General features: G+C 69.3%; 24 protein-coding genes. 9 read left to right on the top strand and 15 right to left on the bottom strand.

Annotation, left to right across the window (positions count from 1 at the left end):
- Nucleotides 1–15 precede the first annotated feature (15 nt).
- Nucleotides 16–1,710, top strand: coding sequence for a methyl-accepting chemotaxis protein (locus AC1DVI_RS23330; protein WP_476959996.1), 1,695 nt, complete (start codon nucleotides 16–18; stop codon nucleotides 1,708–1,710).
- Nucleotides 1,711–1,873: 163 nt separating this feature from the next.
- A complete protein-coding gene (locus AC1DVI_RS23325; RefSeq protein ID WP_476959995.1) occupies nucleotides 1,874–3,937 on the top strand; it encodes an NAD(+) synthase in 2,064 nt (687 codons plus the stop codon).
- Nucleotides 3,938–3,942: 5 nt separating this feature from the next.
- Here AC1DVI_RS23325 and AC1DVI_RS23320 read toward each other — a convergent pair whose 3' ends face one another.
- Both AC1DVI_RS23320 and AC1DVI_RS23315 read right to left on the bottom strand, forming a co-directional pair.
- Entirely contained in the window at nucleotides 3,943–4,446 is a 504-nt protein-coding gene (locus AC1DVI_RS23320; RefSeq protein WP_476959994.1) for a hypothetical protein, read from the bottom strand.
- Nucleotides 4,443–5,936 carry a nitrilase-related carbon-nitrogen hydrolase gene (locus AC1DVI_RS23315; RefSeq protein ID WP_476959993.1) on the bottom strand — a complete coding sequence of 498 codons (1,494 nt, stop codon included), beginning with the start codon at nucleotides 5,934–5,936 and terminating at the stop codon, nucleotides 4,443–4,445. Before AC1DVI_RS23315 ends, AC1DVI_RS23320 begins: the two co-directional genes overlap by 4 nt.
- Before the next feature lie 394 nt (nucleotides 5,937–6,330).
- On the opposite strand from AC1DVI_RS23315, the gene AC1DVI_RS23310 reads away from it, so the two are divergent.
- The gene (locus AC1DVI_RS23310) at nucleotides 6,331–7,086 is read left to right on the top strand and encodes an SGNH/GDSL hydrolase family protein (RefSeq protein ID WP_476959992.1); all 756 of its coding nucleotides are present in this window, start codon (nucleotides 6,331–6,333) and stop codon (nucleotides 7,084–7,086) included.
- A gap of 52 nt (nucleotides 7,087–7,138) precedes the next feature.
- Here the strand turns inward: AC1DVI_RS23310 and AC1DVI_RS23305 are convergent, their stop codons facing one another.
- From AC1DVI_RS23305 to AC1DVI_RS23285, 5 genes are all read right to left on the bottom strand, one after another.
- Nucleotides 7,139–7,873 (bottom strand): amino acid ABC transporter ATP-binding protein, encoded by a 735-nt coding sequence (locus tag AC1DVI_RS23305; protein WP_014197879.1) that lies wholly within the window; start codon nucleotides 7,871–7,873, stop codon nucleotides 7,139–7,141.
- Nucleotides 7,851–8,510, bottom strand: coding sequence for an amino acid ABC transporter permease (locus tag AC1DVI_RS23300; protein WP_476959991.1), 660 nt, complete (start codon nucleotides 8,508–8,510; stop codon nucleotides 7,851–7,853). The genes AC1DVI_RS23305 and AC1DVI_RS23300 overlap by 23 nt, the downstream gene beginning before the upstream one ends.
- On the bottom strand, nucleotides 8,507–9,178 hold the full coding sequence (locus AC1DVI_RS23295; protein WP_476959990.1) for an amino acid ABC transporter permease: 672 nt from the start codon (nucleotides 9,176–9,178) through the stop codon (nucleotides 8,507–8,509). Before AC1DVI_RS23295 ends, AC1DVI_RS23300 begins: the two co-directional genes overlap by 4 nt.
- Before the next feature lie 94 nt (nucleotides 9,179–9,272).
- The gene (locus AC1DVI_RS23290; protein ID WP_476959989.1) at nucleotides 9,273–10,064 is read right to left on the bottom strand and encodes a transporter substrate-binding domain-containing protein; all 792 of its coding nucleotides are present in this window, start codon (nucleotides 10,062–10,064) and stop codon (nucleotides 9,273–9,275) included.
- 48 nt (nucleotides 10,065–10,112) lie between these two features.
- Nucleotides 10,113–10,790: a GntR family transcriptional regulator gene (locus AC1DVI_RS23285; RefSeq protein WP_145627020.1), complete on the bottom strand. Its 678-nt coding sequence runs from the start codon at nucleotides 10,788–10,790 to the stop codon at nucleotides 10,113–10,115.
- A 254-nt stretch (nucleotides 10,791–11,044) separates the two neighbouring features.
- Here AC1DVI_RS23285 and AC1DVI_RS23280 point away from each other — a divergent pair, with 254 nt between their 5' ends.
- From AC1DVI_RS23280 to AC1DVI_RS23270, 3 genes are read left to right on the top strand one after another with little or no spacing between them, the layout of a single operon-like run.
- Nucleotides 11,045–11,836: an SDR family NAD(P)-dependent oxidoreductase gene (locus AC1DVI_RS23280; RefSeq protein ID WP_476959988.1), complete on the top strand. Its 792-nt coding sequence runs from the start codon at nucleotides 11,045–11,047 to the stop codon at nucleotides 11,834–11,836.
- A 47-nt stretch (nucleotides 11,837–11,883) separates the two neighbouring features.
- Nucleotides 11,884–13,056, top strand: a complete 1,173-nt coding sequence (locus AC1DVI_RS23275) for a zinc-dependent alcohol dehydrogenase (protein ID WP_476959987.1) — start codon at nucleotides 11,884–11,886, stop codon at nucleotides 13,054–13,056.
- Nucleotides 13,057–13,070: 14 nt separating this feature from the next.
- Entirely contained in the window at nucleotides 13,071–13,613 is a 543-nt protein-coding gene (locus tag AC1DVI_RS23270; protein WP_476959986.1) for a cyclase dehydrase, read from the top strand.
- Nucleotides 13,614–13,656: 43 nt separating this feature from the next.
- On the opposite strand, the gene AC1DVI_RS23265 is transcribed toward AC1DVI_RS23270, so the two are convergent.
- From AC1DVI_RS23265 to AC1DVI_RS23230, 8 genes are all read right to left on the bottom strand, one after another.
- Nucleotides 13,657–13,860, bottom strand: coding sequence for a YbdD/YjiX family protein (locus AC1DVI_RS23265; RefSeq protein ID WP_014197888.1), 204 nt, complete (start codon nucleotides 13,858–13,860; stop codon nucleotides 13,657–13,659).
- Nucleotides 13,861–13,939: 79 nt separating this feature from the next.
- Nucleotides 13,940–16,006: a carbon starvation CstA family protein gene (locus AC1DVI_RS23260; RefSeq protein WP_476959985.1), complete on the bottom strand. Its 2,067-nt coding sequence runs from the start codon at nucleotides 16,004–16,006 to the stop codon at nucleotides 13,940–13,942.
- Between the two features lie 144 nt (nucleotides 16,007–16,150).
- Complete coding sequence (locus AC1DVI_RS23255) at nucleotides 16,151–16,438, bottom strand: DUF3325 domain-containing protein (RefSeq protein ID WP_476959984.1); 288 nt, start codon at nucleotides 16,436–16,438, stop codon at nucleotides 16,151–16,153.
- Between the two features lie 2 nt (nucleotides 16,439–16,440).
- On the bottom strand, nucleotides 16,441–18,075 hold the full coding sequence (locus AC1DVI_RS23250) for a PepSY-associated TM helix domain-containing protein (RefSeq protein WP_476959983.1): 1,635 nt from the start codon (nucleotides 18,073–18,075) through the stop codon (nucleotides 16,441–16,443).
- Nucleotides 18,076–18,088: 13 nt separating this feature from the next.
- A complete protein-coding gene (locus tag AC1DVI_RS23245) occupies nucleotides 18,089–18,385 on the bottom strand; it encodes a DUF3649 domain-containing protein (protein ID WP_476959982.1) in 297 nt (98 codons plus the stop codon).
- Nucleotides 18,382–19,122, bottom strand: coding sequence for a cobalt ABC transporter substrate-binding protein (locus AC1DVI_RS23240; RefSeq protein WP_476959981.1), 741 nt, complete (start codon nucleotides 19,120–19,122; stop codon nucleotides 18,382–18,384). Before AC1DVI_RS23240 ends, AC1DVI_RS23245 begins: the two co-directional genes overlap by 4 nt.
- A 27-nt stretch (nucleotides 19,123–19,149) precedes the next feature.
- Nucleotides 19,150–21,633 (bottom strand): TonB-dependent siderophore receptor, encoded by a 2,484-nt coding sequence (locus AC1DVI_RS23235; protein ID WP_476959980.1) that lies wholly within the window; start codon nucleotides 21,631–21,633, stop codon nucleotides 19,150–19,152.
- A gap of 279 nt (nucleotides 21,634–21,912) precedes the next feature.
- Nucleotides 21,913–22,974 carry a LacI family DNA-binding transcriptional regulator gene (locus AC1DVI_RS23230; RefSeq protein ID WP_476959979.1) on the bottom strand — a complete coding sequence of 354 codons (1,062 nt, stop codon included), beginning with the start codon at nucleotides 22,972–22,974 and terminating at the stop codon, nucleotides 21,913–21,915.
- A 332-nt stretch (nucleotides 22,975–23,306) separates the two neighbouring features.
- Between AC1DVI_RS23230 and AC1DVI_RS23225 the strand changes: the two genes are divergently transcribed.
- The 3 genes from AC1DVI_RS23225 to AC1DVI_RS23215 all read left to right on the top strand — a co-directional run bounded on the left by AC1DVI_RS23225 (nucleotide 23,307) and on the right by AC1DVI_RS23215 (nucleotide 26,521).
- Nucleotides 23,307–24,071 (top strand): SDR family oxidoreductase, encoded by a 765-nt coding sequence (locus tag AC1DVI_RS23225; RefSeq protein WP_476959978.1) that lies wholly within the window; start codon nucleotides 23,307–23,309, stop codon nucleotides 24,069–24,071.
- A 69-nt stretch (nucleotides 24,072–24,140) separates the two neighbouring features.
- Nucleotides 24,141–25,388, top strand: a complete 1,248-nt coding sequence (locus tag AC1DVI_RS23220; protein WP_476959977.1) for a CaiB/BaiF CoA transferase family protein — start codon at nucleotides 24,141–24,143, stop codon at nucleotides 25,386–25,388.
- On the top strand, nucleotides 25,370–26,521 hold the full coding sequence (locus tag AC1DVI_RS23215; RefSeq protein ID WP_476959976.1) for a carbohydrate ABC transporter substrate-binding protein: 1,152 nt from the start codon (nucleotides 25,370–25,372) through the stop codon (nucleotides 26,519–26,521). The genes AC1DVI_RS23220 and AC1DVI_RS23215 overlap by 19 nt, the downstream gene beginning before the upstream one ends.
- Nucleotides 26,522–26,523 lie beyond the last annotated feature (2 nt).

Here is a 26,523-nt window from a genome sequence, read left to right as displayed (position 1 = left end):
CCGCCCGAGGCCGACATGCAGTTGAAGAATGTGCGCATCGCCGGGAAGATTCTCGGCATCGTCGTGGTGTTGGGCACCGTTTCGGTGTCCACCGCCCTGGTCAGCGGCTACGGCCTCGCCACGCTCGGCGGGGAGTTGAACCGGGTCGAGGAGGCGGGCCGCGAGACGACGCAGGGCGCCCGGCTGAACCGCTATCTGGTCGAACTGAGCCGCGCCGAGTACCAGATGGGCGCCAACCCGGCCAGCGTCGCCACCATCGAGGCCGTCGTCGCCGACCGCAAGGCGGAGATCCGCGCCAACCTGGAGCACGCCCGCGCCGCCTCCGATGAGCGGCAGCGTCCGCTTCTGGACCGCATCGAGAACCAATATGCCGCCTACGTCGGCAGCCTGGACGCCACGGTGGCGGCGGCGAAGAAGCACGCCGACATGGGCATCACCTACGCCCGGCGCGAGGTGCTGAACAACGTGTCCGGCAGCCAGGAGCAGGTCGAGGCGCTGATCCGCTCCGTCCAGGACTACAACAACCTCATCGTCACCAAGACGGCGCGGATCTCCGAGGAGGCGGAAGCGCTGTCCGACCGGATCACGTGGCTGATCGCCGCGGTCGCTCTGCTCGGCATCCTCGCCAGCGGGCTGATCGGGCGCTGGCTGTCGGCGCGCGGCATCGTCGGCCCCATCGTGGAAGTCGTGTCCTGCCTGCGCCGTCTGGCCGGCGGCGACCTGACGGTGGTCATCAGCGGCGCCGACCGCCGCGACGAGGTCGGCGACATCGCGCGGGCGCTTGCCGTCTTCAAGGACAACGCGCTCGACCGCCAGCGCATCCAGTCGGAGCAGGAGGCCGAGGCCCGGCACAAGCTCGACCGCGCCGAGGCGGTCGGCGCGACGATCCTGCGCTTCGACCGCGAGGTCGGCGAGGCCCTGCACGTGATGAAGGACGCCGCCACCGCGCTGGAGGCCACCGCCAACTCCCTGTCCGCCGGAGCCGAGCAGGCGTCGGAACGGATGACCGTCGTCGGCGCCGCCGCGGAGCAGACCGCCGCCAACGTCCAGACGGTCGCCGCCGCGACGGAGGAGATGACCGCCACCGTTCAGGAGGTGTCGCGCCAGATGAACGAGGCGCGCGGCTTCGCCGACGAGGCGACGCGGCAGGCCCAGCAGGCCCAGGAGCGGGTCGGCGCCCTGACCGAATCCGGCCAGCGCATCAACGAGGTGATCGACCTCATCCAGGGCATCGCCAGCCAGACCAACCTGCTGGCTCTGAACGCGACCATCGAGGCCGCCCGCGCCGGCGAGGCCGGCAAGGGCTTCGCCGTGGTGGCGAGCGAGGTCAAGCAGCTCGCCAACCAGACGGCGCAGGCGACCGACGAGATCCGCAGCCAGGTCGGCTCCATGCAGGAGACCATCGGCGGCGCGGTGTCGGCCATCCAGACGATCGCCACGGTGATCTTCCGCCTGAACGAGATGGCGACCGCCGTCGCCGCCGCCGTCGAGCAGCAGGGTGCGGCCACCGCCGAGATCGGCCGCAACGCCGTCCAGGCGGCGCAGGGCACGGCGGAGGTGACGGGGACCATCGGCACCTTGCGCGTCGCCTCCGAATCGACGGCCGCCGGATCGGCGCAGGTCCTGCAATCCGCCCGCGAGGTGGCGGGACGCGCCGTGGCCCTCAAGGGCAGCGTCGACGCCTTCATCGCCGAGGTGAAGACCGCCTGATCCCTCCCCCAATCCATCGTCCATAACCGATCGGCCAGATCAATGGGTTGAGCGGCGCGCCGGCAACGGCCAGAATGCGGCGGTGCGGCGCGAGACGACCGGCGGCCTTCGCCGGTTTCCCTCTCGTGTGCTTTGTCGCAGGCCCGGTTGGGAGAGGATCACGATGACGGTTGACGGCGCGGCTCGGACCATGAGCTTTGGATCACTCTATCGCCATGGGATGGCCCGGGTCGCCGCCTGCACGACGCCCTGCACGATCGCCGACCCCATGGCGAACGCCGTGGCGGTGCTCGACAGCGTGCGGGAGTGCGACGAACAGGCGGTCGCCGTCGCTCTGTTTCCCGAGCTGGCGCTGTCCGGCTACGCCATCGACGACCTGTTCCTTCAGGACTGCCTGCTCGACGCCGTGGAGAAGGCCGTCGCCCACCTCGTGGAGCAGTCGCGCGACCTGATGCCGCTGATCCTCGTCGGCGCGCCGCTGCGCCACGCCGGCCGCGTCTACAACACGGCGGTCGCCGTGCATCGCGGCCGGCTGCTGGGCGTGGTGCCGAAGGTCCATCTGCCCAATTACCGGGAATTCTACGAGCGCCGCCATTTCGCGTCCGGCGCAGGCACCGAGGGCGGCACGATCCGCATCGGCGCCCACGACGCCCCCTTCGGCCCCGACCTGCTGTTCCAGGCGGAGGATCTGGACGGGCTGGTGGTCCATGCCGAGGTCTGCGAGGATCTCTGGGTCGCCGTCCCGCCCAGCTCCGAGGCGGCGCTGGCCGGGGCGACGGTGCTGGCGAACCTGTCGGCCAGCAACATCACCATCGGCAAGGCGGAGACCCGCCGCCTGCTCTGCCAGTCGCAATCGGCGCGCTGCATCGCCGCTTATCTCTACTCCTCCGCCGGGGCCGGGGAATCGACCACCGATCTGGCCTGGGACGGGCAGGCGTCGATCTTCGAGAACGGCGAGACGCTGATCGAGACCGAGCGCTTCCCCAAGGGCGCCCAGATGGCCGTCGCCGACGTCGACCTCGACGTGCTGCGCCAGGAACGGCTCCGCATGGGCACCTTCGACGACAACCGCCGCCTGCACGGGACGGCCTTCCGGCGCGTCGCCTTCCGCGTCGATCCGCCCGGCGGGGACCTGGGGCTGCGCCGCAACGTCCCCCGCTTCCCCTTCGTTCCGGCGGCGCAGGAGCGCCTGGAGCTCGACTGCTACGAGGCTTACAACATCCAGGTCGCCGGGCTGGTCCAGCGGCTGCGGGCGACGGGCATGCCGCGCATCGTGATCGGCGTGTCGGGCGGGCTGGATTCCACCCACGCCCTGATCGTCGCCGCCCGCGCCATGGACCTGCTCGACCGGCCGCGCACCGACATCCTCGCCTTCACGATGCCGGGCTTCGGCACCAGCGACAAGACCAAGGGCAACGCGCTCCGCCTGATGAGCGCGCTCGGCGTGTCGCACCACGAACTCGACATCCGCCCGGCCGCCAACCAGATGCTCAAGGACATGGACCACCCCTTCGCCCGCGGCGAGGCGGTGTACGACGTGACCTTCGAGAACGTCCAGGCGGGTCTGCGCACCGACTATCTGTTCCGCCTCGCCAACCAGCGGGGCGGCATCGTTCTGGGCACCGGCGACCTGTCGGAGCTGGCGCTGGGCTGGTGCACCTACGGCGTCGGCGACCAGATGGCCCATTACAACGTCAATTCGGGCGTCCCGAAGTCGCTGATCCAGCATCTGATCCGCTGGGTCATCGGCTCCCGCCAGTTTCCGGACGAGGTGCTGCACACGCTGGGCGACATCCTGGCGACGGAAATTTCTCCCGAACTGGTCCCCGCCGGCAGCGACCGCGCCCTGCAGAGTTCGGAAGCCGTCGTCGGCCCCTACGAGCTTCAGGATTTCCACCTGTTCTTCACGCTGCGCTACGGCCTGCGTCCTTCGAAGATCGCCTTCCTCGCGCTGCACGCCTGGTCCGATGCGGAGCGCGGCGACTGGCCGGCGGGCTATCCGGTGGAGAAGCGCAGCGCCTACACGCTGGCCGAAATCCATTCCTGGCTGCGCGTCTTCATCCAGCGCTTCTTCGGCTTCAGCCAGTTCAAGCGCTCGGCCATGCCCAACGGGCCGAAGGTGACGGCAGGGGGCTCCCTGTCGCCGCGCGGCGACTGGCGCGCCCCGTCCGACGGCAACGCGCGCATCTGGCTGGAGGAGTTGGAGCGCGAGGTGCCCAAGGAGTAGCCGCCCTACCCCGCCGCGCCGGTCCGTTCGTTCATCACCAGCCGCCCGGCCGGCCAGGAGCGGACCAGCCCGGCGGCGCGCAGTTCCGGCAGGGCGCGGGCCACCGCGTCGTGCGACAGGCCCGTCGCCTCGACTAGCGCCGGCCCCGATTTCGCCCCGTCCGTCAGGGCGTTCAGCACCGCCGCGGTCGGCGTTCCGGCCTGGGCGAGCGCCGCCTCGCTGCGGGCGGGCCGGTTCGCCCGGCCGGCGGCGACCATCGCAGCGATGGCGCGGAGTTGCCCCAGCCGGTGCATCGCCTCGGGGCTGCGATCCTCGCGCAGCACCAATGCCGTGTGGCAGCGGGCAACCTCCCGCGCCAGGGCGGCGAGGTTGGCGGCACGGTCCTGCACGAGGCACAGCGCCACCTCTTCCGCAAGTGTGTCGAGATCCGCGTCGGCCTCGCCCCAGCGGCCGGCCTCAACGGCCTTTCGAATATCGTCGGCCAGTGACCGATACGCCTCCCCGCTCATGGACAGCCCTCCGTCTTCAGCTCCGGCCAGCGTTGCGGTTCCCAGCGCGCCGCGACACAGCGGGGCTCCAGCGCGTCGATGGGAAGCGACAGCCGGCGGATGCGCGAGGATTGCGCCGGATCGGCGCGCGGCTGGAAGAACAGCGCGACCCCGCAATCGGTGATGCGCTTGTCCTCCTGCCCATCGGCGTCGCAGACGCGGTTGAAGCGGTGCGAGAAGGACATGCTGTTCGCCACCACCACCCGGCACGACCCGGCGCGGGAGGACTCGTCGCCGGCATGGGCCTGCCACCGCTCCTCCGTCAGGCCGGCGTCCATCACCGGCGTGACGATCCAGTCCAGCAACTTGGCGCGGCACAGCCACGCCGCCGGCTGTTCGCGCCCGAGATCCTCGCAGATCATCACCGCCAACCGGCCCATGTTGGGCAGCTCGACGATGGTGACGCGGTCCCCCGGTGCAATGAACTCCTTCGCCGCATCGAGCAACCGCCCGTCCGGGCCGCGCACGTCGTAGGAGCGGCACTGGTCGGCGTCGAGGTCCCAACAGTGCAGCTTGGTCTGGCAAAAAATCTCGGCTCCCGTCCGGTCGAGCAGGACCGCCGTGCTGCACGGCTTACCGCCCGCCTCCCCCTCCTGACGGACTCCGACGAGGACGTAGCGGATCGGCCCGTCCACGGCGTGACGCCGCACCGCCGCCTTGATGGCGTCGAGCGTGGCAGGATCGGCGGTCACCTCGGGAAAGACGACGATGGTCGCGCCTTCGGCGGCCAAGGCCTCGATGGCCGCCGACGCGCGGGCGCCGAGATCGCCAGGAACCGCGGCATACCAGTCCGCGCCCTCCTTGGAGAACATCCGAAGGGCGAGGTCGTCCTCGGCCAGGGCGAGCGGAACGACGCCGACGATGGGCGTCCATTTGGGATCGCTGGGGCATTGGTCGGCGACCTCGGCGACGCGCTGGAAGGCCAGCGAGACGGGCCGTTCGCCGTCCTCACCATGGGGGCACTCCGCCGCGAGGGTCGGCGGCAGCAGAAGCAGGGTGTGGAACAGATCGGCCACGTCGAAGGACTCGCGCAGGGGCGTGACCTCCCGGATGTTCACCGAGCGGTCGAACAGGCCGGGCCGCAGGATGAGCTGGCCGTCGGCGGCGTGGCCGTTGAGGCGCCCGTGCCGCTTGTACCATTGCCGTGCCCGCAGATGACCGTCAGACACCGCGCTTCGCGGCAGGAAGCGCGAAGCCAGCGGCGCGAACCACTGGTCGATGGCCTGGGCCGCGAGCACGCGCCGGTCCAGCGGCGTCCACTCGTCGGACGTGTCGACCCAAGACTTGAGCGCATCGGCGCCGTCGTCAGCCTCCAACAGCGCCATCAGCCGGCGCAGCACACCACCCGCATCGTCCGGTGCGAATTCCAGGCGCTGCGCCGCGCGTTCGGTCTCTTGCGGATCTCGATCCAGTTGGTGCCGCAGCGCGACGAACAGATCAGCCAGATGCATGCCTTCAACCACGCGAAGCGACGGGATGGACGAGCGGGCGCGATCGGCATCCCGTCTCCCCTCCGGGGAGAGGGCTGGATCACCTGAAGCACCCGCATGCGTCCTGTTGAACAGCACAACGGCGGCTTGGTTTCGCGGTTGCGTTGTCAGGTGATCGCGCGCCGGACCTCCCCACGCCCCGACGCCGGCGGACAGCAGCCACATGACCAGAAAGGCCAGCGCCCCACCCATTCGTCCGTATCCCGAAAACAGACGAGCCCGGCAACGCATTCCTTTTGACGAGGAGCGAAGTGGGATTAGCCGCCCCTTCGCTTAGCGATGCATTAACCATGATCGCCGGACCATGGCTCCCAGACAGAGCGCCTTGACGGCGCAAACCAGGGGAGCGTGGCTCATGACGGGGCGGGTGCTTGGCGGAGTGTTGGCCGCTTGGGTCTTGTGCAGCGGTGCCGCCGCCGCCTCAGCGCTGTGCCCGGTCCCGCCCGGCGCGGATTCAGCCGCCGCCGGACTGACGCGCAGCCGGTCCGCCCTGGCCGGCGGGCAGCCGCTGACCGTCGTCGCGATGGGGTCGTCCAGCACGGAGGGCGTCGGGGCCACCGGCGTCGCCGCCACCTATCCCGCCCAGCTCGACGCCATTCTGGAGCAGCGTCACGCCACCTCGGCCATCCAGGTCCTGAACAAGGGCATCGGCGGCGAGACGGCGGGGGCCAACCTCGTCCGCTTCGACAAGGACGTGCTGGCCGCCAAGCCGGATCTCGTGGTCTGGCAGGTCGGGACCAACGACAGCTTCCAGAAGGTGCCGCTCGACGCCTTCGCCGCCACCCTGCGCGACGGCATCGCCCGCATCCGCAAGACCGGCGCGGACGTCATCCTGATGAACCCGCAGTCCTTCCCCGGCGAGGTCAAGGTCGACTCCTACCCCGCCTACGCGGCCACCGTGGTCGCGTTGGGCCGCGAACTCGACGTTCCGGTGCTCGACCGCTACCGCATCATGGCTTGGTGGCTGGAAAGCCGCCACTTCGCCGCCGATCAGGTGCTGAGCAGCGACGGCCTTCACCTGAAGGACCTCAGCTACCGCTGCCTGGCGGAGTTCGTCGCCGACATGATCGACACCCCGCGGGTGGTGAGCGAGAAGACCGCGGCGCGCTGAGCCTATCCGATAATCCCTCTCCCGGGGCGGGAGAGGGGATATCGTTCCCCCCTCACACGACCAGTTGCGCGCCCAGGAACTGCCGGAGTTCCGGGGTGCGGGGGTTGCCGAAGACCTCCTCGGGCGGGCCGATCTCGTGGACGCGGCCCTGGTGCATGAAGACCACCCGGTCGCAAACCTCACGGGCGAAGCGCATCTCGTGGGTCACCATCATCAGGGTCATGCCGTCGGCGGCCAGCTCCTTCACCACGGCCAGCACCTCGTTCACCAGCTCCGGGTCGAGGGCCGAGGTGATCTCGTCGCACAGCAGGGCCATCGGCTGCATCGACAGCGCCCGCGCGATGGCGACACGCTGCTGCTGCCCCCCGGAGAGTTGGTCGGGGTAGGCGTCGAACTTGTGGCCCAAGCCCACCCGCTCCAGCATGCGGCGGGCCATCGCCTCCGCCTCGCGCGCCGGCGTCTTCTTGACGACCATCTGCGACAGCATGACGTTGCGCCCCGCCGACAGGTGCGGGAACAGATTGAACTGCTGGAAGATCATGCCGACCTTCAGCCGCAGCGCCTTCAGGTGGAGGTCGTCATTGATGAGCTGGGCGCCGGCCACCATGATCGAGCCGTCGTCGATCATCTCCAGCCCGTTGACGCAGCGCAGGAGCGTGCTCTTGCCCGAACCGCTCTTGCCGATGATGGCGACGACCTCGCCGCGCTCGACGTCCAGATTGATCCCCTTCAACACCTCGACGTCGCCGAAGCGCTTCTTCACCTCAGTGATCGCGATGAGCGACATTGAGCTTCCTTTCCAGAATCTGGCTGCTCTTGGACAGGGGCCAGCACAGCGCGAAATAGATCAGGGCGACCAGCCCGTAGACGGTGAAGGGATCGAAGGTCGCGTTGGTGACGACCGTGCCGGCCTTGGACAGCTCCACGAAGCCGATGATCGAGGTCAGCGCCGTGCCCTTCACCACCTGCACGGAGAAGCCGACGGTGGGCGGGACGGCGACGCGCACCGCCTGGGGCAGGATCACGTAGCGCATCTGCTGGACGTAGCCCATGCCGAGGCTGGCCGACGCCTCCCACTGGCCGCGGGCGACCGATTCCACGCAGCCGCGCCAGATCTCCACCAGGAAAGCCGCCGTCCACAGGATCAGCGCCAGCCCGGCGGCCAGCCAGGCCGGAACGTCGATGCCGAACAGGCCGAGCCCGAAGAAGGCGAGGAAGAGCTGCATCAGCAGCGGCGTGCCTTGGAACAGCTCGACATAGCCCAGGACGAACATCCGTCCGGCCCGCGCCTTGCCGATGCGCAGATAGAGCAGAGCCATCCCCAGCAGCCCGCCGCCGATGAAGGAGACGAGCGAGAGGACCACCGTCCAGCGCGCCGCCAGCAGCAGGTTGCGCAGGATGTCCCACAGGGTGAAGGTCATCATCGCGCGGCCCTCCGCGGGAACAGCATGTTCCCGACACCGCGCAGCGCCTGCCGCAGCGCCAGCGCCAGCAGCAGATAGAGGCCGGTGGTCAGGAAATAGCTCTCGAAGGCGCGGAAGGTCCGCGACTGGATGAAGTTGGCGGCGAAGGTGATGTCCTCCGCCGCGATCTGCGACACCACCGCCGAGCCGAGCATGACGATGACGATCTGCGACGACAGCGCCGGCCAGATCCGTTGCAGGGACGGGATCAGGACGACGTGGCGGAAGGTCTCGAACCGCGTCATGGCGAGGCTGGCCCCGGCCTCGAACTGGCCGCGCGGGGTGGCCTCGATGCCGGCGCGGATGATCTCGCCGCTGTAGGCGCCGAGGTTGACGACCATCGCCAGAACCGCCGCCTGGAACTCGGTCATCTGCACGCCGAGCGACGGCAGGCCGAAGAAGATGAAGAACAGCTGGATCAGGAAGGGCGTGTTGCGGATCAGCTCCACATAGGCGACGACCGGCGGGCGCAACCAGCGCGGACCGAGCGACCGCGTCCAGGCGCAGGCGATGCCCAGCGCCACCCCGAACAGCGTGCCGATCAGGGTCAGTTCGACCGTCGTCACCAGCCCCTTCAGGATGACGGGCCAGTATTCGGCGATCCACGAATAATCGAAGCGGTAGGTCATGCGGCCCTCCGGTCAGCCCCCCGTACGCCGGGCCGCCGTGGGGGCCAAAGCCACCCGCGGCGTCCCGGCCCTGTCATTGTCAGAGGTCCTTGGGTCAGAGGTCCTTCGGCAGGTCGGCGGACAGCCACTTCTGCGCGATGGCGTTCAGCGAGCCGTCGGTCTTGGCCGCCGCCAGGATGCCGTTCAGCTTTTCCAGCAGGGCCGGCTGCTCCTTGCTCAGGCCGATGAAGCAGGGGGAGTTCTTGATGAGGAACTTCAGCTCCGGCCGCTTCGGCGGGTTGCGGGCGAGGATCGCCGCCGCCACGACGTTGCCGGTCGCCACCACCTCGACCTGACCGGACAGGAAGGCGGAGATGGTGCCGTTGTTGTCCTCGTAGCGCTTGATGACCGCATCGGCCGGGGCGATCTTGGTCAGCTCCAGATCCTCGATGGCGCCGCGGGTCACGCCGACGGTCTTGCCGGCCAGATCCTCCGGCTTCGCGGCGGTGACGCCGGCCGGGGCGAAGACGCCGTTGAAGAAGGGCGCGTAGGCGTCGGTGAAGTCGATGACCTTCTCGCGCTCGGCGTTCTTGCCGAGGCTGGAAATGACCAGATCGACCTTGTTGGTCTGCAGGAAGGGGATGCGGTTGGCGCTGGTCACCGGCACCAGCTCCACCTTCACGCCCATCTTGGCGCCGATCAGCTTCGCCACGTCGATGTCGTAGCCAAGCGGGGCCATGTCCGGGCCGACCGAGCCGAAGGGTGGGAAGTCCTGCGGAACGGCGACGCGCAGCGTACCGCGCTTGGTGATGTCCTGAAGGGCGTCGGCCCGCGCGGCGGGGGCCTGGGCGATGGACAGACCGGCGACGGCGGCGACGGCCAGGGCGAGCAGGGTCCTGCGCTTCATGTCTCTAACTCCTCCGGTTTTGCTGGATGGAATGGTTTTGGGAAAGGGTCAGGCCGGGGCGCCGGGCGAGAGGATCTCGCGCAGGCCGGCCAGGGGATCGGGGGCGGCGGCAAGGTCGAGGCCGTCCTCGACGCGCCGGATGTGCTCGTCCATCAGCCGCGCCGCGCCGGCGAAATCGCCGTCGGCCAGCAGCGTCACGATGCCGGCGTGGTCGTCGCTGGACGCCGCGGCGTCCTGGTCGGACTGGTAGAGCATCGAGACCAGCGTCGTGCGCGCGGTCAGGTCGCGCAGGATGTCGGTCAGGAAGGCGTTGCCGAAGGCGTGGGCGAGGTGGATGTGGAAGTCGCCGAGCAGGCAGGTGCGTGACCCGACATGGCCGGTGTGCAGCGCCTCGCGCTCCTCCTCGACATGGGCGCGCAGGTGGGCGACGGCGTCGCCGGGCAGCGTGTGCAGATCGCGCAGCATGCCGGTCTCGATGACCCGCCGCGCCTGGAAGGCGGCCCGCGCCTCCGTCGCCGAGGGTTCCACGACGAACCAGCCGCGCCGGGCGCTGACATGGACGATGCCGCGCGTCTCCAGCCGCATCATCGCCTCGCGCACGCGGGTACGGGACACGCCGTAGACCTCGGCCAGCTTCGCCTCGCCCAGCCGGGTGCCGGGCCGCAGCCGGCCGCCCAGGATGGCGGAGATCACGCTGTCTTCGATGCTGTCGGGAAGCTGGGTCATCAGGCTGCCGCACCAATCTTGTATACAAGACTGTTGAGCAAGCGGCGTGCCAACCGGAACGGCGCGGAAACGCTGGGTACCGGCGTCTCTTTTGATTAAGAACCAGGCACGGCCCCGACCTGATTAAGCCTTATGCACGGATTTGCGGCACCGGCGCCATCGGAGTTGCGCCTTGAAGCCGCGACGGCGGAACCATCGGCCGCCGCGTCCAGTTGGGCTTGGGGAATCCCGCTTTTTCAAAGAGGACAATGTCCATGGCTCGCGCAGCCACCCGTTCCCTTGCCATCGTCACCGGTGCGTCCACCGGCATCGGCCTCGAACTCGCCAAGCAGTGCGCCCGGAATGGCTTCGACCTCCTGATCGCCGCCGACGATCCGGCCATCGAGGAGGCCGCCAAGGAACTGCGCACGCTCGGCGTGCTGGTCGAGACGGTGCAGGCGGACCTCGCCACCCTCGACGGGGTGGACACGCTCTGCGCGGCGGTGAAGGGCCGCCCGGTCGACGCCCTGCTCGCCAACGCCGGCCACGGGCTGGGCCACGGCTTCCTCGATCAGGACTTCCAGGAGGCCCGCCACGTCATCGACACCAACATCACCGGCACGCTGTACCTGATCCAGAAGGTCGGGCGCGGCATGCGCGACCGCAAACAGGGCCGCATCCTGATCACCGGCTCGATCGCCGGCTTCATGCCCGGCACCTACCAGGCGGTCTACAACGGCACCAAGGCCTTCATCGACTCCTTCTCCTTCGCGCTGCGCCACGAGATCAAGGACTCCGGGGTGACGGTCACCTGTCTGATGCCCGGCGCCACCGACACCGAGTTCTTCGAGCGCGCCGGCATGGAGGACACCAAGATCGGTCAGGGCAAGAAGGACGACCCGGCGATGGTCGCCAAGATCGGCTTCGACGCGATGATGCGCGGCGACGGCGACGTGGTGGCCGGCTGGAAGAACAAGCTGCAGACGGCCATGGCCGCCGTGACGCCGTCCGGCGTGCTGGCCGAGCAGCACCGCAAGCAGGCCGAGCCCGGTTCCGGCCATCACTGACCGCCCCCCGCCCGCCCCCTTTCCCACCCCCTCCGGAGGAGCTTCCCATGAAGGCCCTGGTCTGGCACGGCACCGCTGACGTCCGTTACGACACCGTCCCCGACCCGGAGATCGAGCAGCCCCGAGACGCCATCGTCAAGGTCACGTCCTGCGCCATCTGCGGTTCGGATCTGCACCTCTACGACCACGTCATGCCCGGCATGGAGAAGGGCGACATCCTGGGTCACGAGTTCATGGGCGAGGTCGTCGATGTCGGGGCCGAGGCCAAGAGCGCCCTGAAGGTCGGCGACCGCGTCGTCGTGCCCTTCACCATCTGGTGCGGCGAGTGCGACCAATGCCGCCGCGGCAACTATTCGGTCTGCGAGCGCTCCAACCGCAACAAGGCGATGGCCGACAAGCTGTTCGGCCACACCACGGCCGGGCTGTTCGGCTACACCCACCTGACCGGCGGCTATCCCGGCGGGCAGGCGGAGTATGTGCGCGTCCCCTTCGCCGACCGCACCCATGTGAAAATCCCGGACGGGCTGACCGACGAGCAGGTGCTGTTCCTCGGCGACATCTTCCCCACCGGCTGGCAGGCCGCGGCGCAGTGCGACATCCAGCCGACCGACACGGTGGCGATCTGGGGCTGCGGCCCGGTCGGGCAGATGACGATCCGCAGCGCCATCCTGCTCGGCGCCAAGCAGGTCATCGCCATCGACCGCGTGCCGGAGCGCCTGTCCATGGCCAAGGCCGGCGGCGCCATCACCATCAACTTCGAGGAGGAAAGCGTCGTCGAGCGGCTGAACGAGCTGACCGGCGGCAAGGGTCCGGAGAAGTGCATTGACGCCGTCGGCATGGAGGCGCACGCCACCGCCACGCTCGATTCCATGTACGACCGCGCCAAGCAGGCGCTGGCGCTGGAATCCGACCGCGCCCATGTGCTGCGCGAGATGATGTATGTCTGCCGCCCCGCCGGCACGCTGTCGATCCCCGGCGTCTATGGCGGGCTGATCGACAAGGTCCCCTTCGGCATGTCGATGAACAAGGGCCTGACTTGGCGCATGGGCCAGACCCACGTCAACCGCTGGACCGACGACCTGCTGCGCCGCATCCAGGAGGGGCAGATCGACCCGTCCTTCGTCATCACCCACACCGTGGGTCTGGCTGACGGGCCGGGCATGTACCAGACCTTCCGCGACAAGCAGGACGGCTGCATCAAGGTCGTGCTCAAGCCGTAACAGGGAGGCGCAACATGGCGTATTACCGCAGGAATTCGTCAGCCGACCGGATGGCCCGCAGCCTGGGCTGGTTCAGCATCGGGTTGGGTGTCGCCGAACTGGTGGCCGCCCGCCGCCTCGCCCGCTGGATGGGGATGGAGGAGCAGGCCGGGCTGATCCGGGCCTATGGCGCGCGCGAGGTGGCGACCGGTGTCGGGCTGCTGGCGATGGGCGACGCCCGGCCTTGGATGTGGGGACGGATCGCCGGGGACGCGCTGGACCTCGCCACGCTGGCGACGGCGCATCACGACGGCAACCCGCGCCGGGAGAACGTCGCCACGGCGCTGGGCGCGGTCGCGGCGGTGACGGCGCTCGACGTGCTGTGCACGGCGATGCTGCACCGGGAGGAAGCGACGGCCTGGACGCCGCACCCCGACTACAGCGACCGCAGCGGCCTGCCGCGCCCGCCCGCCGCCATGCGCGGCGCCGCCAAGGACGCCCCGATCCCCGCCGACATGCGGACTCCGGCCATACTGCGCTTCGAACCCGCAGAGGCGCATCAGCATCAGTATCAGTAACCCTCTTCCCAGAGGGGAGAGGGGACAACGCGTACCCCTAGGCTCAACAACAGCCGGCCTTGCCGGCGCCGTAACGGGCCTGCAGACGATTGTCGAGGAACTCGGTGTAGGTCATCGCCGGCTGGTCGGGATGCCGGGTCCGCATGTGCTCCAGATAGGTGTCGTAATCCGGCACCCCGATCATGAGCTTGGCCGTCTGCTCGAAGTAACCGCGGAACCGGCTGAGGTTGCTTTTCAAGCCGCTCATCGGTCGTCCTTTTCCAATAGGCCGCTCCCTCACCCCGCGAGGCGTGAGGGAGCGGTGTGCTGCAATCACTCTCCGGCGATCAATCCCCGGCCCGCGCGGTGGCGCCGCCGGTCGGGATTTCCCGGGTGGTCGGACGGTCGCTGCGCAGCGCCTTCAGGCAGGACAGGACGCCGAAGACCAGCACCGCCAGCACCACCAGCACGAACAGCGAGGCCAGCGCCGCGTCCAGGTAGTCGTTGAAGATCACCTGCCGCATCTGCTCCATCGAGGTCGCCGGGGCGAGCAGACGGCCCTCGTTGGCGGCCGTGCTGAAACGCTCGGCGTGGGCGAGGAAGCCGATCGCCGGGTTGCTGTGGAAGACCTTCTGCACGCCCGCGGTCAGGGTGCAGATCAGCAGCCACGCCGCCGGCACCATGGTCACCCAGGCGTAGCGCTCCCGCTTCATCCGGAACAGCACCACCGTCGCCAGGATCAGGGCGATGCCCGCCAGCATCTGGTTGGAGATGCCGAACAGCGGCCAGAAGGTGTTGATGCCGCCCAGCGGATCGATCACGCCCTGATAGAGGATGTAGCCCCAGGCGGCGACGCACAGACCGGTGGCGATCAGGTTGCCGGCCCAGGACGCCGTGCGCTGCAGCGGCTTGAAGAAGACGCCCAGCAGGTCCTGCAGCATGAACCGCCCGGCGCGGGTGCCGGCGTCGACGGCGGTCAGGATGAACAGGGCTTCGAACAGGATGGCGAAATGGTACCAGAACGCCATCATCCCCTTGCCGCCGAACAGCTCGGAGAAGATCTGCGCCATGCCGACCGCGAGAGTCGGCGCGCCGCCGGCCCGTGACAGGATGCTCACCTCGCCGACGTCCTGCGCCGTCTGGGTGATCATCTCCGGCGTGATGACGAAGCCCCAGTTGTTAATGACCTGGGCCGCCGACTCCGCCGTGGTGCCGAGCAGCGCGGGCGGGCTGTTCATGGCGAAGTAGATACCCGGCTCGATGCAGGAGGCGGCGACCAGCGCCATGATGGCGACGAAGGACTCCGTCAGCATGCCGCCGTAGCCGATGAAGCGGGTGTGGAGTTCGTTCTCCACCATCTTCGGCGTGGTGCCGGAGGAGATCAGGGCGTGGAAGCCCGACACCGCGCCGCAGGCGATGGTGATGAACAGGAACGGGAACAGGCTGCCCGACCACACCGGGCCGGTGCCGTCGACGAAGCGGGTGACGCTGGGCATCTTCATCGGCGGCGCCACGAGCAGGATGCACAGCGCCAGCATCACGATGGTGCCGACCTTGAGGAAGGTCGACAGATAGTCGCGCGGCGCCAGCAGCAGCCACACCGGCAGCACCGACGCCACGAAGCCGTAGCCAATCAGGATCCAGGTGATCTGCACGCCGGTCAGCGTGAAGACCGGCGCCCACGTCTCGCTCTGCGCGACCTGCCCGCCGAGCAGGATCGCCGCGATCAGCAGGAAGAAGCCGATGATGGAGATCTCGCCGATCCGGCCGGGGCGCAGGAAGCGCATGTAGACGCCCATGAACAGGGCGATCGGCACGGTGGCGGCGACCGTGAAGAAGCCCCACGGGCTGTTGGTCAGCGCCTTGACCACGACCAGGGCCAGCACCGCCAGGATGATGACCATGATCATGAAGGTGCCGAACAGCGCGATGACACCGGGGATGTCCCCCAGCTCGGCCTTGATCAGCTCACCGAGCGACCGCCCGTCGCGGCGCATCGAGACGAACAGGATCATGAAGTCCTGGACCGCCCCGGCGACCACCACGCCGGCGAGAATCCACAGCATGCCCGGCAGATAGCCCATCTGGGCCGCCAGCACCGGGCCGACCAGCGGGCCGGCGCCGGCGATGGCCGCGAAATGGTGGCCGAACAGGACGTACTGGTTGGTCGGAACATAGTCCAACCCGTCGTTGTGGCGCATCGCCGGCGTCGGGCGCGCCGGGTCCAGCCGCATGACGCGGGTGGCGATGAACAGGCTGTAGTAGCGGTAGGACACCAAGTAGGTGCAGACGGCGGCCACGACCAGCCAGAGGGCGTTGATGGTCTCGCCGCGCGCCAGGGCGACGGTGCCGAGCGCGAACGCTCCCAACACGGCGAGAACCAACCACGGTGCATGATTGAGGATGCGGGGCATGCGTACTCCTCCCAAACGATGCGCAATCGTCGAAAAGCACGATGAACCTGATGAAAGTGATGGAGAACCATCCTCCCATCACGCCCGCACGGAAAGAGCAAACTGGCCGGTCGCGACAAAATGGGTCAAAAATAAGGCGTAGCCTCAATTTGGGCGGGCAGCCCGCCGCCCTTGGACGATCAGGGCGCCATGGACGATTCCGGCGCCCAGGCTGGTGTGGCCGCTGAACATGACGAGGCCGAGTCCCCAGCCCTGCCACGTCACGAGGAGGCCCAGTGCCCCCAGCAGGGAAACCGCCCCGCCGACGCGCAGGGCGGCCGTCGCGGGGGCCGGCAGGGACCGTCCGAACAGATCGTGCTGCGGACGGCCCATCGCGAAGGCCAGCGCGGCGAAGCCCGTCAGGCACAGGATGAAGGACGACAGGTGGATCATGCTCATCCCTCGCGCAGCACGGCGCCGCCGGCGGGTTGGTGGACGGGTTGGTGGACGGGTTTGCGGGCGGCCCGCGTCTTGGGCTGGTGGCGGAGCGTGCGGACCGCCAGGACGGCGTGAAGCGCCGCCAGCGCCCAGCACATCAGGTCCATGCCGATGAACACCCAATCGCCTTCGGCCAAGCTGCGCCACAGTGGCCGGTGCGTGGTCGCGGCGTTGAGCACGGGCAGCAGCGCCAGCAGCGCCGCTGCCAGCCAAAGCTGCTCGACCCAGGCCTTCTTCGCCGGACGCAGCACGCCGTGCAGCAGCGTCAACGCCCAGACGATGAAGAAGCTGTGGATCTCCCAGTTGGCGCGGTCCGCCAGGGTCTCCGGCAGCAGGCGGTTCGCCCACAGGAAGGCCGCCATGGCGACCGACAGGCCGGCGATGCTGGCGATGTTCAGCCGCTCCACGACGTGGAAGCCGGCATGGGGCCGGGCCGGGTCGGGCAGCTTCTGCCGGCGCTTCACCGTCCACATCACCAGACCGGTGCCCACCATGGCGGTGCCGGCAAGGCTGACGAGGAAATAGAGCCAGCGCGTCACCGAGTCGCTGAAGCGCCCCAGATGCAGGGCGTAGAGCACGCCGCGGGTCTCCGCCGCCGGCCCCACCCCTTCGTGGACGGCCAGCAGCTTGCCGGTGGTCCCTTCGAACTCCAGATATTGCGGACTCATCGAGACGCGCCCGCCGTCGCCGCGCGCCACCGCCACCCGCGCCGCCGCGTCGCCCGGATGGGTGGCGGTGACCCGCCCGACGCCGTCGCGGCCCCAGCGCTCCTGGGCGTGGCGCACCATGTCCTCGATCGAGGCGAGCGGCGCCGCCTCGCCGCTGGGTTTGCCCGGCTGGATGAAGGCGCTGAGTTCGGCGTTGAGCTGCTGGCGCTCCGCCGCGGTCTTGATCCCCGCCTGCTGGCCCCAGGGCATGTAGAGCGCCATCAGCGTCACCAGCCCGGTGTAGGTGATCATGGCGTGGAAGGGCAGCCCGAACACCGACAGCGCGTTGTGCGCGTCGAGCCAGGAGCGCTGCCCCTTGCCCCAGCGAAAGGTGAAGAAATCGACGAAGATCTTCTTGTGGGTGATGACCCCGCTGACGATGGCCACCAGCATGAACATGGCCGCGATGCCGGCGAGCCAGCGCCCCCACACCACCGGCATGTAGTGGAACTGGAAATGGAAGCGGTAGAAGAAGTCGCCGCCCAGCGTCGCGCGCGACGACACCGTCTGCCCGGTCACCGGGTCGAAGTTGCCCTCGCCGAAGCCGCGCTGGCCGGGAGCCGCCCCGGCGGTGCGCCAGAAGGCGTAGACGCTGTTGTTGCGGGCGTCCGGCAGGCGCAGGCTCCATTGCGGGCTGCCCGGCACCAGGGCGACCAGCTCGTCGGCCACCCGCTGGGCGACCTCGGCCTGATCCGGCACCCCGCTCTGCGCCGGCAGTTCGGGACGCATCCATTGCGACAGCTCGTCCTTGAAGTAGGACACCGTCCCGGTGAGGAACATCGCGTAGAGCACCCAGCCGAGAAGCAGCCCGACCCACGTGTGCAGGTCGGACATGCTCTGGCGGAGGCCGCGGCCGTCGGGACGCGCTTCCTGATCCGTCTTCACGCTCGGTTCCCCATCACCAGACCGACCACGCCGCCAGCAACAGCGGCGCGGCCACGACAAGAAGGCCCGTCCAGGCGCGCAGCGCGCTGCGGACCGCGAAGACCCAGATCACGGCGGCGGCGTAGATGACGAAGCTCGCCAACTGGCCGGTGAGCACCGCCTGCGGCGCGCTCATGGGAAGCGCCAGCACCGCCACGCTGGCGAGTGCCGCCAGCGCATAGCCGCCGAACAGGGCGGCGGCTATGCGCGAGACGAGCGGGCCGCCCCAAGCATCAAAGGCTGCGCGGACCCGTCCGGCCACGGAGGTCATTTGTTGGGCGTCGCCGCCGGGCCGGCGGGGACCGGCGCCAGACCGTCGGGGTGGACGTAGGTCACCGTGGTGACGTAGCTGACGCCGTCATACTTCTCGGCGCCGTTGGCGCCCTGGCGTTCGCCGGGGGTGCGCTCGTTCAGGCTGACCTCGGCCACGTAGGTGCCCTTCCACGGCAGGTCGAAGGTGACCAGCCCCTGCTCGTCGCTGTGCTCCTCCTTGGCCCAGCCGGACTGGGTGACCAGCATCACCTTGGTCTTGGCCTTGGGCTGGCCCTGGAAGACCAGCTTGAACTGGCCGGGCTTGCCGGTGGGCACCAGATCCAGCGTCAGCTTCGGCGCCTGCTCGGCGAAGCCGGTGATCAGGCGCGCGGCGGGGTGGAACCAGTTGGTGGTCTCCTTGTCGCCCTGCTTCCATGTGTAGAGCGGGTAGAGCGTGTCCTCGGCGACGATGCTCTCGCCGTTGGCGGCCTTGAAGGGCAGCGCGAAGCCGTCCGCGGTCTTGGCGGCCTCGACCTTCCGCTCCCCCTTGGCGGAGAGGAGGGTGCCGGCCGGCTTGCCGAACTTGTCGAGCAGGCCGGGCGAGACCTCGCGCAGGTTCTCGCCGAACTCCCCGAAGCGGATCGTGGCGTTGCCCTGGTCGGGCTGCTCGATCCAGATCTGGTGGGCTTGGGCGGGCATGGCGGCGGGCATGGCGAAGCCCAGCGCGGCGAAAAGGGCAAGCGACAGTTTGTTCATGACGAAATCCAAACGGGGCGTGAGGGATCAGAAGTCGACGGTGGCGGACAGCAGCACGGTGCGCGGCGAACCGACGGTCACGTAGGTGCCGGTGGTCAGCCAGTACTCCTTGTCGAAGAGGTTCTCGACGCTGGCGCGCAGCACGACCGGCTTGCCCGACACGTCGGTGGTGTAGCGGGCACCGATGTCGAAGCGGGTCCAGCCGTCGAAACGCAGCGTGTTGGCGTTGGTCAGGTAGGAGCCGGAGGTGTGGATCACGCGCCCGTTGAGGGCGAGGCCCTCGACCCACGGCGTGTCCCAATCCAGGCTGGCGGAGAAGCTCTTGTCCGGCACGCCGGCGGCGTCGTTGCCCTCTTCCGAGGCAACGGCGGTCTTCGTCAGCTCCGGCTTCAGGAAGGTCGCGCTGGCCATGGCGCGCAGACCGGGCAGGATCTCGCCGTAGGCGGACAGCTCCAGGCCGCGGTTGCGCTGCTCGCCGTCATAGGCCAGCTCGTTGGACGCGGTGCGGATCGAGCTGGGGCGGGTGATCTGGAACACCGCGGCGGTGGTCGTGATGGTCCCCCAATCGACCTTGACGCCGCCCTCGAGCTGCTTCGACTTGTAGGGTTCGAGCACCGCGCCGGTGTTGGCGTAGCCGGCGCCGACGATGGTGCCGCGCGACAGGCCCTCGGCGTAGTTGCCGTAGACCGCGACGTTCTCCAGCGGCTTGACGACCAGGCCGGCGAGCGGCGTCGTGGCGCTGGCGTTGTAGTTGCTGGTCTGCGCGCCAGTCGTCGTGCTGAAGCCCTTCACCTTCACCGTCTGGTCGCGCACGCCGAGCGTCAGCAGGACGCGGTCGTTGACGAAGGACAGCGTGTCGGCGATGGCGATGCTGCTGAGCGTCGTCTCCGCCGACTTGCGCGGGTCGGTGCGCGGCGCGGTGATGACCGGCAGCGGAGCCGGGTTGTAAATGTTCGACGGGGCCGCGCCGGCGGCCTGGATGTAGGCGTTGCCCTCCTCCCGCTGGAAGCCGGTGTAGCCGATGTTGACCTGATGGCGGACGGGACCCGTCTCGAAGCGCAGGCGCGCGCCGGCGGTGCCGCTGACCGTCTCGCTGTAGGAGTCGTAGTAGGAGTTGCGGACCGTGAAGTTGCCGAGCGCGTTCACGGCGGGGTTGGACTGCGGGAACACCTGATCGTTGGTGCCGTCGCGGTAGCCGATGCCGGCGTAGGCGGTCAGCCACTCCGTCACGTCGAACTCGATGTTCGAGGCGATGGTCTTGTCCTTCTGGACCAGCTTGGTGTTCGGGTACCAGTTGCTGCGCGCGTCGGGCGGCGACGGGATGGCCGTCGTCGTGGGGAGGATGCTGATCTGCGGGCGGAAATTGTCGGTGTCGTCGCGCTGGATGATGCCGTCGAGCGACCAGCGCAGCCGCTCGCCCCGGTAATCCACCGCCAGCGAGCCGAGGCCGGTCTTGACGTCGCCGTCCTCGATCGAGGCCTCGCCGCCGCGCAGCAGGCCGTTGAAGCGCACGCCCCATGCGTTGTTCTCGCCGAAGCGGCGCCCGGTGTCGACATGGACGCCGAAATTGGCGTCGCTCTGGTAGAGCCCGGTCACGCGGGTCAGCGGCTGGTCGCTGGCGCGCTTGCTGAGGATGTTGATGCCGCCGCCGATGCTGCCGCCGGGGGCGATGCCGTTCATCAGCGCGCCCGGCCCCTTCAGCAACTCGATCCGCTCGATGATCTGCGAGGGCACGCGGTTGGAGGACACCAGCCCGTACATGCCGTTGAAGCCGACGTCGCCGGACGGAACCGCGAAGCCGCGGATTTGGAAGGTGTCGTCGAAACCGTTGCCGCCGGTGGTCGTGCGCACCGACGAATCGTTGATCAGCGTGTCCGCCGCCGTGCGCGCCTGCTGGTTCTCGATCAGCTCGGAGGTGTAGTTCGTCGTGCTGAACGGCGTGTCCAGCGTGTTCCTGGTGCCCAGCAGGCCCAGCGAGCCGCCGCGCGCCACCTGACCGCCGGCGTAGGGCGGCGGCGGCTCGCCCGGCAGCGTGCCGGCGTTGGCCGAAACCTGGACGGTGGGCAGCACCGTCGCCCCGGCCGGGGCGTTCGCGACCGGCACGGACCCTTGCGCGACGAGGCCGTACCCCGAGGACGTGCCCGCGATCTGATAACCGCTGCCGTCCAGCAGGCGGCGGAAGCCGTCCTCGACCGTCGTCGTTCCGCGCAGCCCCTGGGAGGTCTTGCCCCGCACCTGGGCCGGGTCTACGGCGACGCTCACCCCGGCCTGGGCGGCGAAGCCGCGCAGCGCGGCGTCCAGCGGCCCCGGCGGCACGTTGGCGTCGACCGTGCGCGCCGCCGCCGTCTGGGCCTGCGCGGCCGGGGCGAAGGGAAGGCCGCCCGCGAGGACGGCGCTGGCAAAACAAACCGCCATGGCGACCGGGCGCAGTCCCGGTGCAAGGATATCGTGCGCGGCGCCGCGGCGGCGGACGGTCAGGCGCAGAGCGTCCTTGCCGCAAGATTGAGACATTGAGCCAGTTCCTCTACCAAAGGGTGTGCATGTGGCGCAGCGTTAGCGACCGGCACCCTGTCCGTTTCAAGAAAGTCGAACATCTGCGCTGATCAGCTGAATGCGAATGATTTTCATTCTAAGCATCAGGCGGCGGATTGCGCAAGGGGGCAACGTCACCGTTTCGGCGATCGTTTGCGTCTTTATGTCCGTGAATTCTTTAGGGTAATTCCACTGGCGACGTCAGCGCCCGCATGCGGGCGTGGGAGGCGGGAGGGATTCCTCGCCAAGCCGAAAGGCTCAGGCGCTGCCCCGCACCAGCAATTCGAAGCCCACGTCCTGGGTGCGGTTCTCCACCTCGCCGCCCTGCATCCGCCGCAGCAGGAGGTTGGCGGATTCCATGCCGATCCTGCGGCTGGCGATGGCGATGGTGGTCAGGCCCGGCGTCAACTGCCCGGCGATGTCGTAGTTGCCGAACCCGGTGATCGCCAGATCCTTCGGCACCGAAATCCCCATGCCGCTGCAGGCCAGCAGGGCACCGGAGGCCAGCACGTCGCTGACGAACACCACGGCGTCGGTGTCGGGATGCTGCTCCCGAACCAGCTTCAGCAACTCCACGCCGGTCGCCATCACCATCGGCCCGCTGGTGACCGTGACGACGCGCGGCGTCACGCCCGGAAAATGACGCTCATGGGCGTCCTGGAAACCCTTCAGACGCTCCTTGGCGCGGTGGTCGCCCGGCTTCATGACGCCCGTGAAGGCCAACCGGCGATAGCCGCGCCCCACCAGATGGTCGACCACGCTCATCAGGGCGGCGTGGTTGGAGAAGCCGACTAGCATGTCGACGGGGCGGTTCGTCCAGCTCCAGCTCTCCACCACCGGAACCCCGGTGCGCTTCAGGAGGGCGGTGGTCTCCTGGGTGTGGCGGGTGCCGATGATGAAGAATCCGTCGGGGCGCCGCCCGCTGAAGCTGCGGACCAGCGACTCCTCGCGCCCCGCCATGTAGTCGGTGTGGCCGAGGAAGACCTGATAGCCCTCCGGCAGCAGGACGTCGGTCAGCCCCTGGATGGTTTCCGCGAAGATCGAGGCGGAGATGGTCGGGATGATCGCCGCCACCGTCATGCTGCGGTTGGAGGCGAGGTGGCTCGCCGCCAGGTTCTGCACGTAGCGGGTTTCGCGAACCGCCTCCTCGATGCGGGCGAGCGTGTCCGGGCCGACGCTGCGCGGATCGCGGAGCGCGCGCGAGACCGTCTGCGTGGAGACCCCGGCGGCCTGCGCCACATCGGCCATCGTCACCGCGCGGGTCGCGGAGCGCCGCCGTGACTCCGCCTTCCTGAGCGAAAGCTGTCCTTCGTCCGACACCTGGGATGACCTCTTTCCTGCCTCCGCCGGCCCGCCTTCGGGCACGAACCGGCCGCCTTCTTGTGCATGGCCGCGCCCGCCGTTGCAAGCCGGGCGCGGCGCCGTTTCCACAATCCATAGCGCATTTCATGTTAGCGGTCACGCGAACGCTAACATTATCGCTCGCCAAAGATGCTTGATTGCCCCAACCAATCATGTTACCGGTCACGTTAGCGGTCACTCTGAACGAACGCGAAGGCGGACGATCCGGGGGCCGCGGGGAGGAACACCGCGGCGGCCCGAGGGCCGGACGGCGGGCAAGCAACAAAGACAAGCAACGAAGCAGGCAAGACATGAGCGTTCTTGCGGACAGCGTCGCCTGGATCACCGGCGGCGGCAGCGGAATCGGCGAGGCCGGCGCACGGGCGCTGGCGCAGGGCGGCGCCACCGTCGTCCTGTCCGGACGGCGCGACGACGCGCTCGACCGCGTGGCGGCGTCCATCCGCGCCGCCGGCGGCAGGGCCGAAACCGCGGTCCTCGACGTGACCGACGCGGCGGCGGTGCGGCGCGTGGCGGCGGCGATCCTCGACCGCCACGGGCGAATCGACACGCTGGTCGCCAGCGCCGGGATGAACCTGCCCAACCGCAGCTTCCGCGACCTCGGGGCGGAGGGCTGGCGGCGGCTGGTCGACGTCAACCTCAACGGCACCATGCACACCATCCAGGCGGTGCTGCCCGCCATGCGGGAGCGCCGGTCCGGCACCGTCATCATCGTGTCCTCCTGGGTCGGGCGGCACGCGCTCGTCCTCGGCGGACCCGGCTACAACGCGACGAAGCAGGCGCTGGTGACGCTGAGCCACAGCCTGAACATGGAGGAATGGCGCAACGGCCTGCGCTCCTGCGTGGTCATGCCGGGCGAAGTGGCGACCGACCTGCTGGGCCAGCGCCCCTCCCCGCCCCCGGCGGAGGAGATGGCGCGCCTGCTCCAACCTGAAGACCTGGGCCGCACCATCCGCTTCGTGGCCGAGATGCCGCCCCACGTCTGCGTCAACGAAATCCTCATCAGCCCCGTCTGGAACCGCGCTTTCTTCACCGAAGCCCCGGCGACCAACGGCTGAGCGAACCCTTCCTTCCGCCCCATCCTTCCGCCATGGCCGGCGGACCCACGGCAACAAGACCCGGACATCATGGACAAGAAACGCAACATCCTCAGCGGTTACCGTGTGCTCGACTGCTCCATCGCCATGGCCGGCCCGCTGGCGGCGCAGCGCCTAGGCGACCTCGGCGCCGACGTGGTGAAGGTGGAGCCGGTGACCGGCGAGTGGCAGCGCCACACCGCGGCGGGCGGCATCACCGGCAACAAGGTGAACGTCTCCTTCCTGTCGCTGAACCGGAACAAGCGCTCGCTCGCCGTCGACCTGAAGAACGCCGAGGGCAAGGCCCTGCTGATGGAACTGGTCAAGACCGCCGACGTCTTCCTCCAGAACTACCGGCCGGGCGTCGCCAAGCGGCTGGGCGTGGATTATGAATCGCTGTCGGCGATCAACCCGCGCCTGATCTACCTGTCGATTTCCGGCTATGGCGAGACCGGCCCCTACGTCCAGCGTCCGGGCCAGGACCTGCTGTTGCAGGGCATGTCCGGCGCCATGCTGTCGGCGGGCCGCGAGGGCGAGGCCCCGACCCCCGCCGGCCAGTATCTGGTGGACGCGATCACCGGCTACACCGCCTTCGAAGGCGTGCTGGCCGCCCTGCTCCACCGCGAGCGCACCGGCGAGGGCCAGCTCGTCCAGGTCAACATGCTGGACGCCATCACGACGATCCAGATGCAGGAGCTGTCGGTCTTCACGGTCGGCGGCAAGCCGCAGACCCGCTCTGCGGAGCCGCACGCCCACGTCTACATCCGCGCCCCCTACGGCGCCTTCGCGACCAGCGACGGCTTCATCATCGTGGCTTTCCCGCCGCTGAAGCTGCTGGGCGAGCTGATCGGCGAGCCGTCCTTCCTCGACATGGAGGACGAGACCGACAGTTGGTCGCGCCGAGACGAGATCTTCGCCAAGACCCGCGCCCGGCTGACCGCCCGGACCTCCGCGGAGTGGCTGGAGCTGTTCAACGCCGCCGGGGTCTGGGCCGGGCCGGTCTACGGCTACGCCGACCTCGTGAACGACCCGCAGATCAAGCACAACGGCACCTTCGTCGAGTACGACCACCCGACCGAGGGCCGCGTCAAGACGCCGGGCTTCCCGATCCGGTTCTCCAAGACCCCGTCGGAGGTCGAGCGCGGCGCGCCCCTGACCGGCGAGCACACCCGCGAGGTTCTGGAGGCCGCCGGCTTCACCGCCGAGGCCGTCGACCGCCTGCTGGCCGCGGGGGTCGTCGCCGCCACCGAGCCGGAGGCGGAGGAAGAGGAGGTTCGGGCATGCGCTACCGCGCGCTGACCTGGGACCACCCGCGCGGCTACAACGCCTTGGCCGCGGCGGCCGCCGGGCTGGACGAGGCGCGCGACGGGCTATCCATCGCCTGGGACAAGCAGCCTTTGGAGGGCTTCGAGGCCCATCCCATCGCCGACCTCTGCGCCCGCTACGACCTGATCGTGCTGGACCACCCCCATGTCGGGGAGGCGGTCGCGGAGCGCGGCCTGATCCCGCTGGAGGACCTGTTCACGGCGGAGGACATCGCCGGCTGGCAGCGGGACAGCATCGGGCCGAGCCTCGCCAGCTACCGCTTCGCGGACCGTCACTGGGCGCTGCCGCTCGACGCGGCGACGCAGGTCATGGCCTGCCGCGCCGATCGGATGGACGGGCCGGTTCCGGTCACCTGGGCGGAGGTGGCCAGCCTGTCCGGACGGGCGCCGGTTGCCCTGTCACTGGCCGGGCCGCACGCCTGCCTGACCTTCCTGTCCATGGCGGCGGCCTTCGGGGACCCGCCCGCCGTGGCCGACCCCGACCGGCTGGTCTCGGCGGAGGTGGGGACGCAAGTGCTCGACCTCATGGCGACCCTGGCCGGGCGGATGCCGGCGGCGGTGCGCGGGCTGAACCCCATCGGGCTGCTCGGCCACATGGCCCGCACCGACGCGGTGGCGCTCTGCCCGCTGGTCTACGGCTACGTCAACTACGCGGCCCCGGCCAGGATGGAAGACAAGCCGGTCACGTTCGCCGACGCGCCGCGCGCCACGGCGGACGGGCGTCCCGGCTCGACGCTGGGCGGCACCGGCATCGGCGTCTCCGTGCGCTGCGAGGTGACGCCGGCCCTGCTCGGCCATCTGCGCTGGCTGCTCGGCGCCGAGGCGCAGCGGACCTTCATCCCGGCCCACGATGGCCAGCCGAGCCGCCGCGACGCCTGGGCGGACGCGGCGGTGAACGCCCGCTGGGGCGGCTTCTACCGCAACACCGCCGCGACGCTGGAGGCCGCCTACGTCCGCCCGCGCCACGCCGGCTACATCGCCTTCCAGGCCGAAGCCGCCGCGATGATCCGCGACGCGCTGGCCGAGGGCACGCCGCACGCCGCCTTGCTCGACCGCCTGCAACACCGCTACGCCGCCAGCCGTCCGGCTGCTGGCGCCGAACGATAAGG

It is taken from the genome of Azospirillum sp. P4_B5 (genome assembly GCF_056402275.1).
This window is presented reverse-complemented; position numbering and strand designations above follow the sequence as displayed.

What these genes read in the sequence shown, in the direction of transcription:
- AC1DVI_RS23280 (WP_476959988.1), top strand. Translation starts at nt 11,045, where the DNA reads ATGGCTCGCGCAGCCACCCGTTCCCTTGCCATCGTCACCGGTGCGTCC.
- AC1DVI_RS23255 (WP_476959984.1), bottom strand. Translation starts at nt 16,438, where the DNA reads ATGATCCACCTGTCGTCCTTCATCCTGTGCCTGACGGGCTTCGCCGCG.
- AC1DVI_RS23235 (WP_476959980.1), bottom strand. Translation starts at nt 21,633, where the DNA reads ATGTCTCAATCTTGCGGCAAGGACGCTCTGCGCCTGACCGTCCGCCGC.
- AC1DVI_RS23320 (WP_476959994.1), bottom strand. Translation starts at nt 4,446, where the DNA reads ATGAGCGGGGAGGCGTATCGGTCACTGGCCGACGATATTCGAAAGGCC.
- AC1DVI_RS23310 (WP_476959992.1), top strand. Translation starts at nt 6,331, where the DNA reads ATGACGGGGCGGGTGCTTGGCGGAGTGTTGGCCGCTTGGGTCTTGTGC.
- AC1DVI_RS23285 (WP_145627020.1), bottom strand. Translation starts at nt 10,790, where the DNA reads ATGACCCAGCTTCCCGACAGCATCGAAGACAGCGTGATCTCCGCCATC.
- AC1DVI_RS23220 (WP_476959977.1), top strand. Translation starts at nt 24,141, where the DNA reads ATGGACAAGAAACGCAACATCCTCAGCGGTTACCGTGTGCTCGACTGC.
- AC1DVI_RS23270 (WP_476959986.1), top strand. Translation starts at nt 13,071, where the DNA reads ATGGCGTATTACCGCAGGAATTCGTCAGCCGACCGGATGGCCCGCAGC.
- AC1DVI_RS23225 (WP_476959978.1), top strand. Translation starts at nt 23,307, where the DNA reads ATGAGCGTTCTTGCGGACAGCGTCGCCTGGATCACCGGCGGCGGCAGC.
- AC1DVI_RS23325 (WP_476959995.1), top strand. Translation starts at nt 1,874, where the DNA reads ATGACGGTTGACGGCGCGGCTCGGACCATGAGCTTTGGATCACTCTAT.
- AC1DVI_RS23260 (WP_476959985.1), bottom strand. Translation starts at nt 16,006, where the DNA reads ATGCCCCGCATCCTCAATCATGCACCGTGGTTGGTTCTCGCCGTGTTG.
- AC1DVI_RS23265 (WP_014197888.1), bottom strand. Translation starts at nt 13,860, where the DNA reads ATGAGCGGCTTGAAAAGCAACCTCAGCCGGTTCCGCGGTTACTTCGAG.
- AC1DVI_RS23245 (WP_476959982.1), bottom strand. Translation starts at nt 18,385, where the DNA reads ATGACCTCCGTGGCCGGACGGGTCCGCGCAGCCTTTGATGCTTGGGGC.
- AC1DVI_RS23305 (WP_014197879.1), bottom strand. Translation starts at nt 7,873, where the DNA reads ATGTCGCTCATCGCGATCACTGAGGTGAAGAAGCGCTTCGGCGACGTC.
- AC1DVI_RS23315 (WP_476959993.1), bottom strand. Translation starts at nt 5,936, where the DNA reads ATGCATCTGGCTGATCTGTTCGTCGCGCTGCGGCACCAACTGGATCGA.
- AC1DVI_RS23290 (WP_476959989.1), bottom strand. Translation starts at nt 10,064, where the DNA reads ATGAAGCGCAGGACCCTGCTCGCCCTGGCCGTCGCCGCCGTCGCCGGT.
- AC1DVI_RS23215 (WP_476959976.1), top strand. Translation starts at nt 25,370, where the DNA reads ATGCGCTACCGCGCGCTGACCTGGGACCACCCGCGCGGCTACAACGCC.
- AC1DVI_RS23275 (WP_476959987.1), top strand. Translation starts at nt 11,884, where the DNA reads ATGAAGGCCCTGGTCTGGCACGGCACCGCTGACGTCCGTTACGACACC.
- AC1DVI_RS23330 (WP_476959996.1), top strand. Translation starts at nt 16, where the DNA reads ATGCAGTTGAAGAATGTGCGCATCGCCGGGAAGATTCTCGGCATCGTC.
- AC1DVI_RS23295 (WP_476959990.1), bottom strand. Translation starts at nt 9,178, where the DNA reads ATGACCTACCGCTTCGATTATTCGTGGATCGCCGAATACTGGCCCGTC.
- AC1DVI_RS23240 (WP_476959981.1), bottom strand. Translation starts at nt 19,122, where the DNA reads ATGAACAAACTGTCGCTTGCCCTTTTCGCCGCGCTGGGCTTCGCCATG.
- AC1DVI_RS23300 (WP_476959991.1), bottom strand. Translation starts at nt 8,510, where the DNA reads ATGATGACCTTCACCCTGTGGGACATCCTGCGCAACCTGCTGCTGGCG.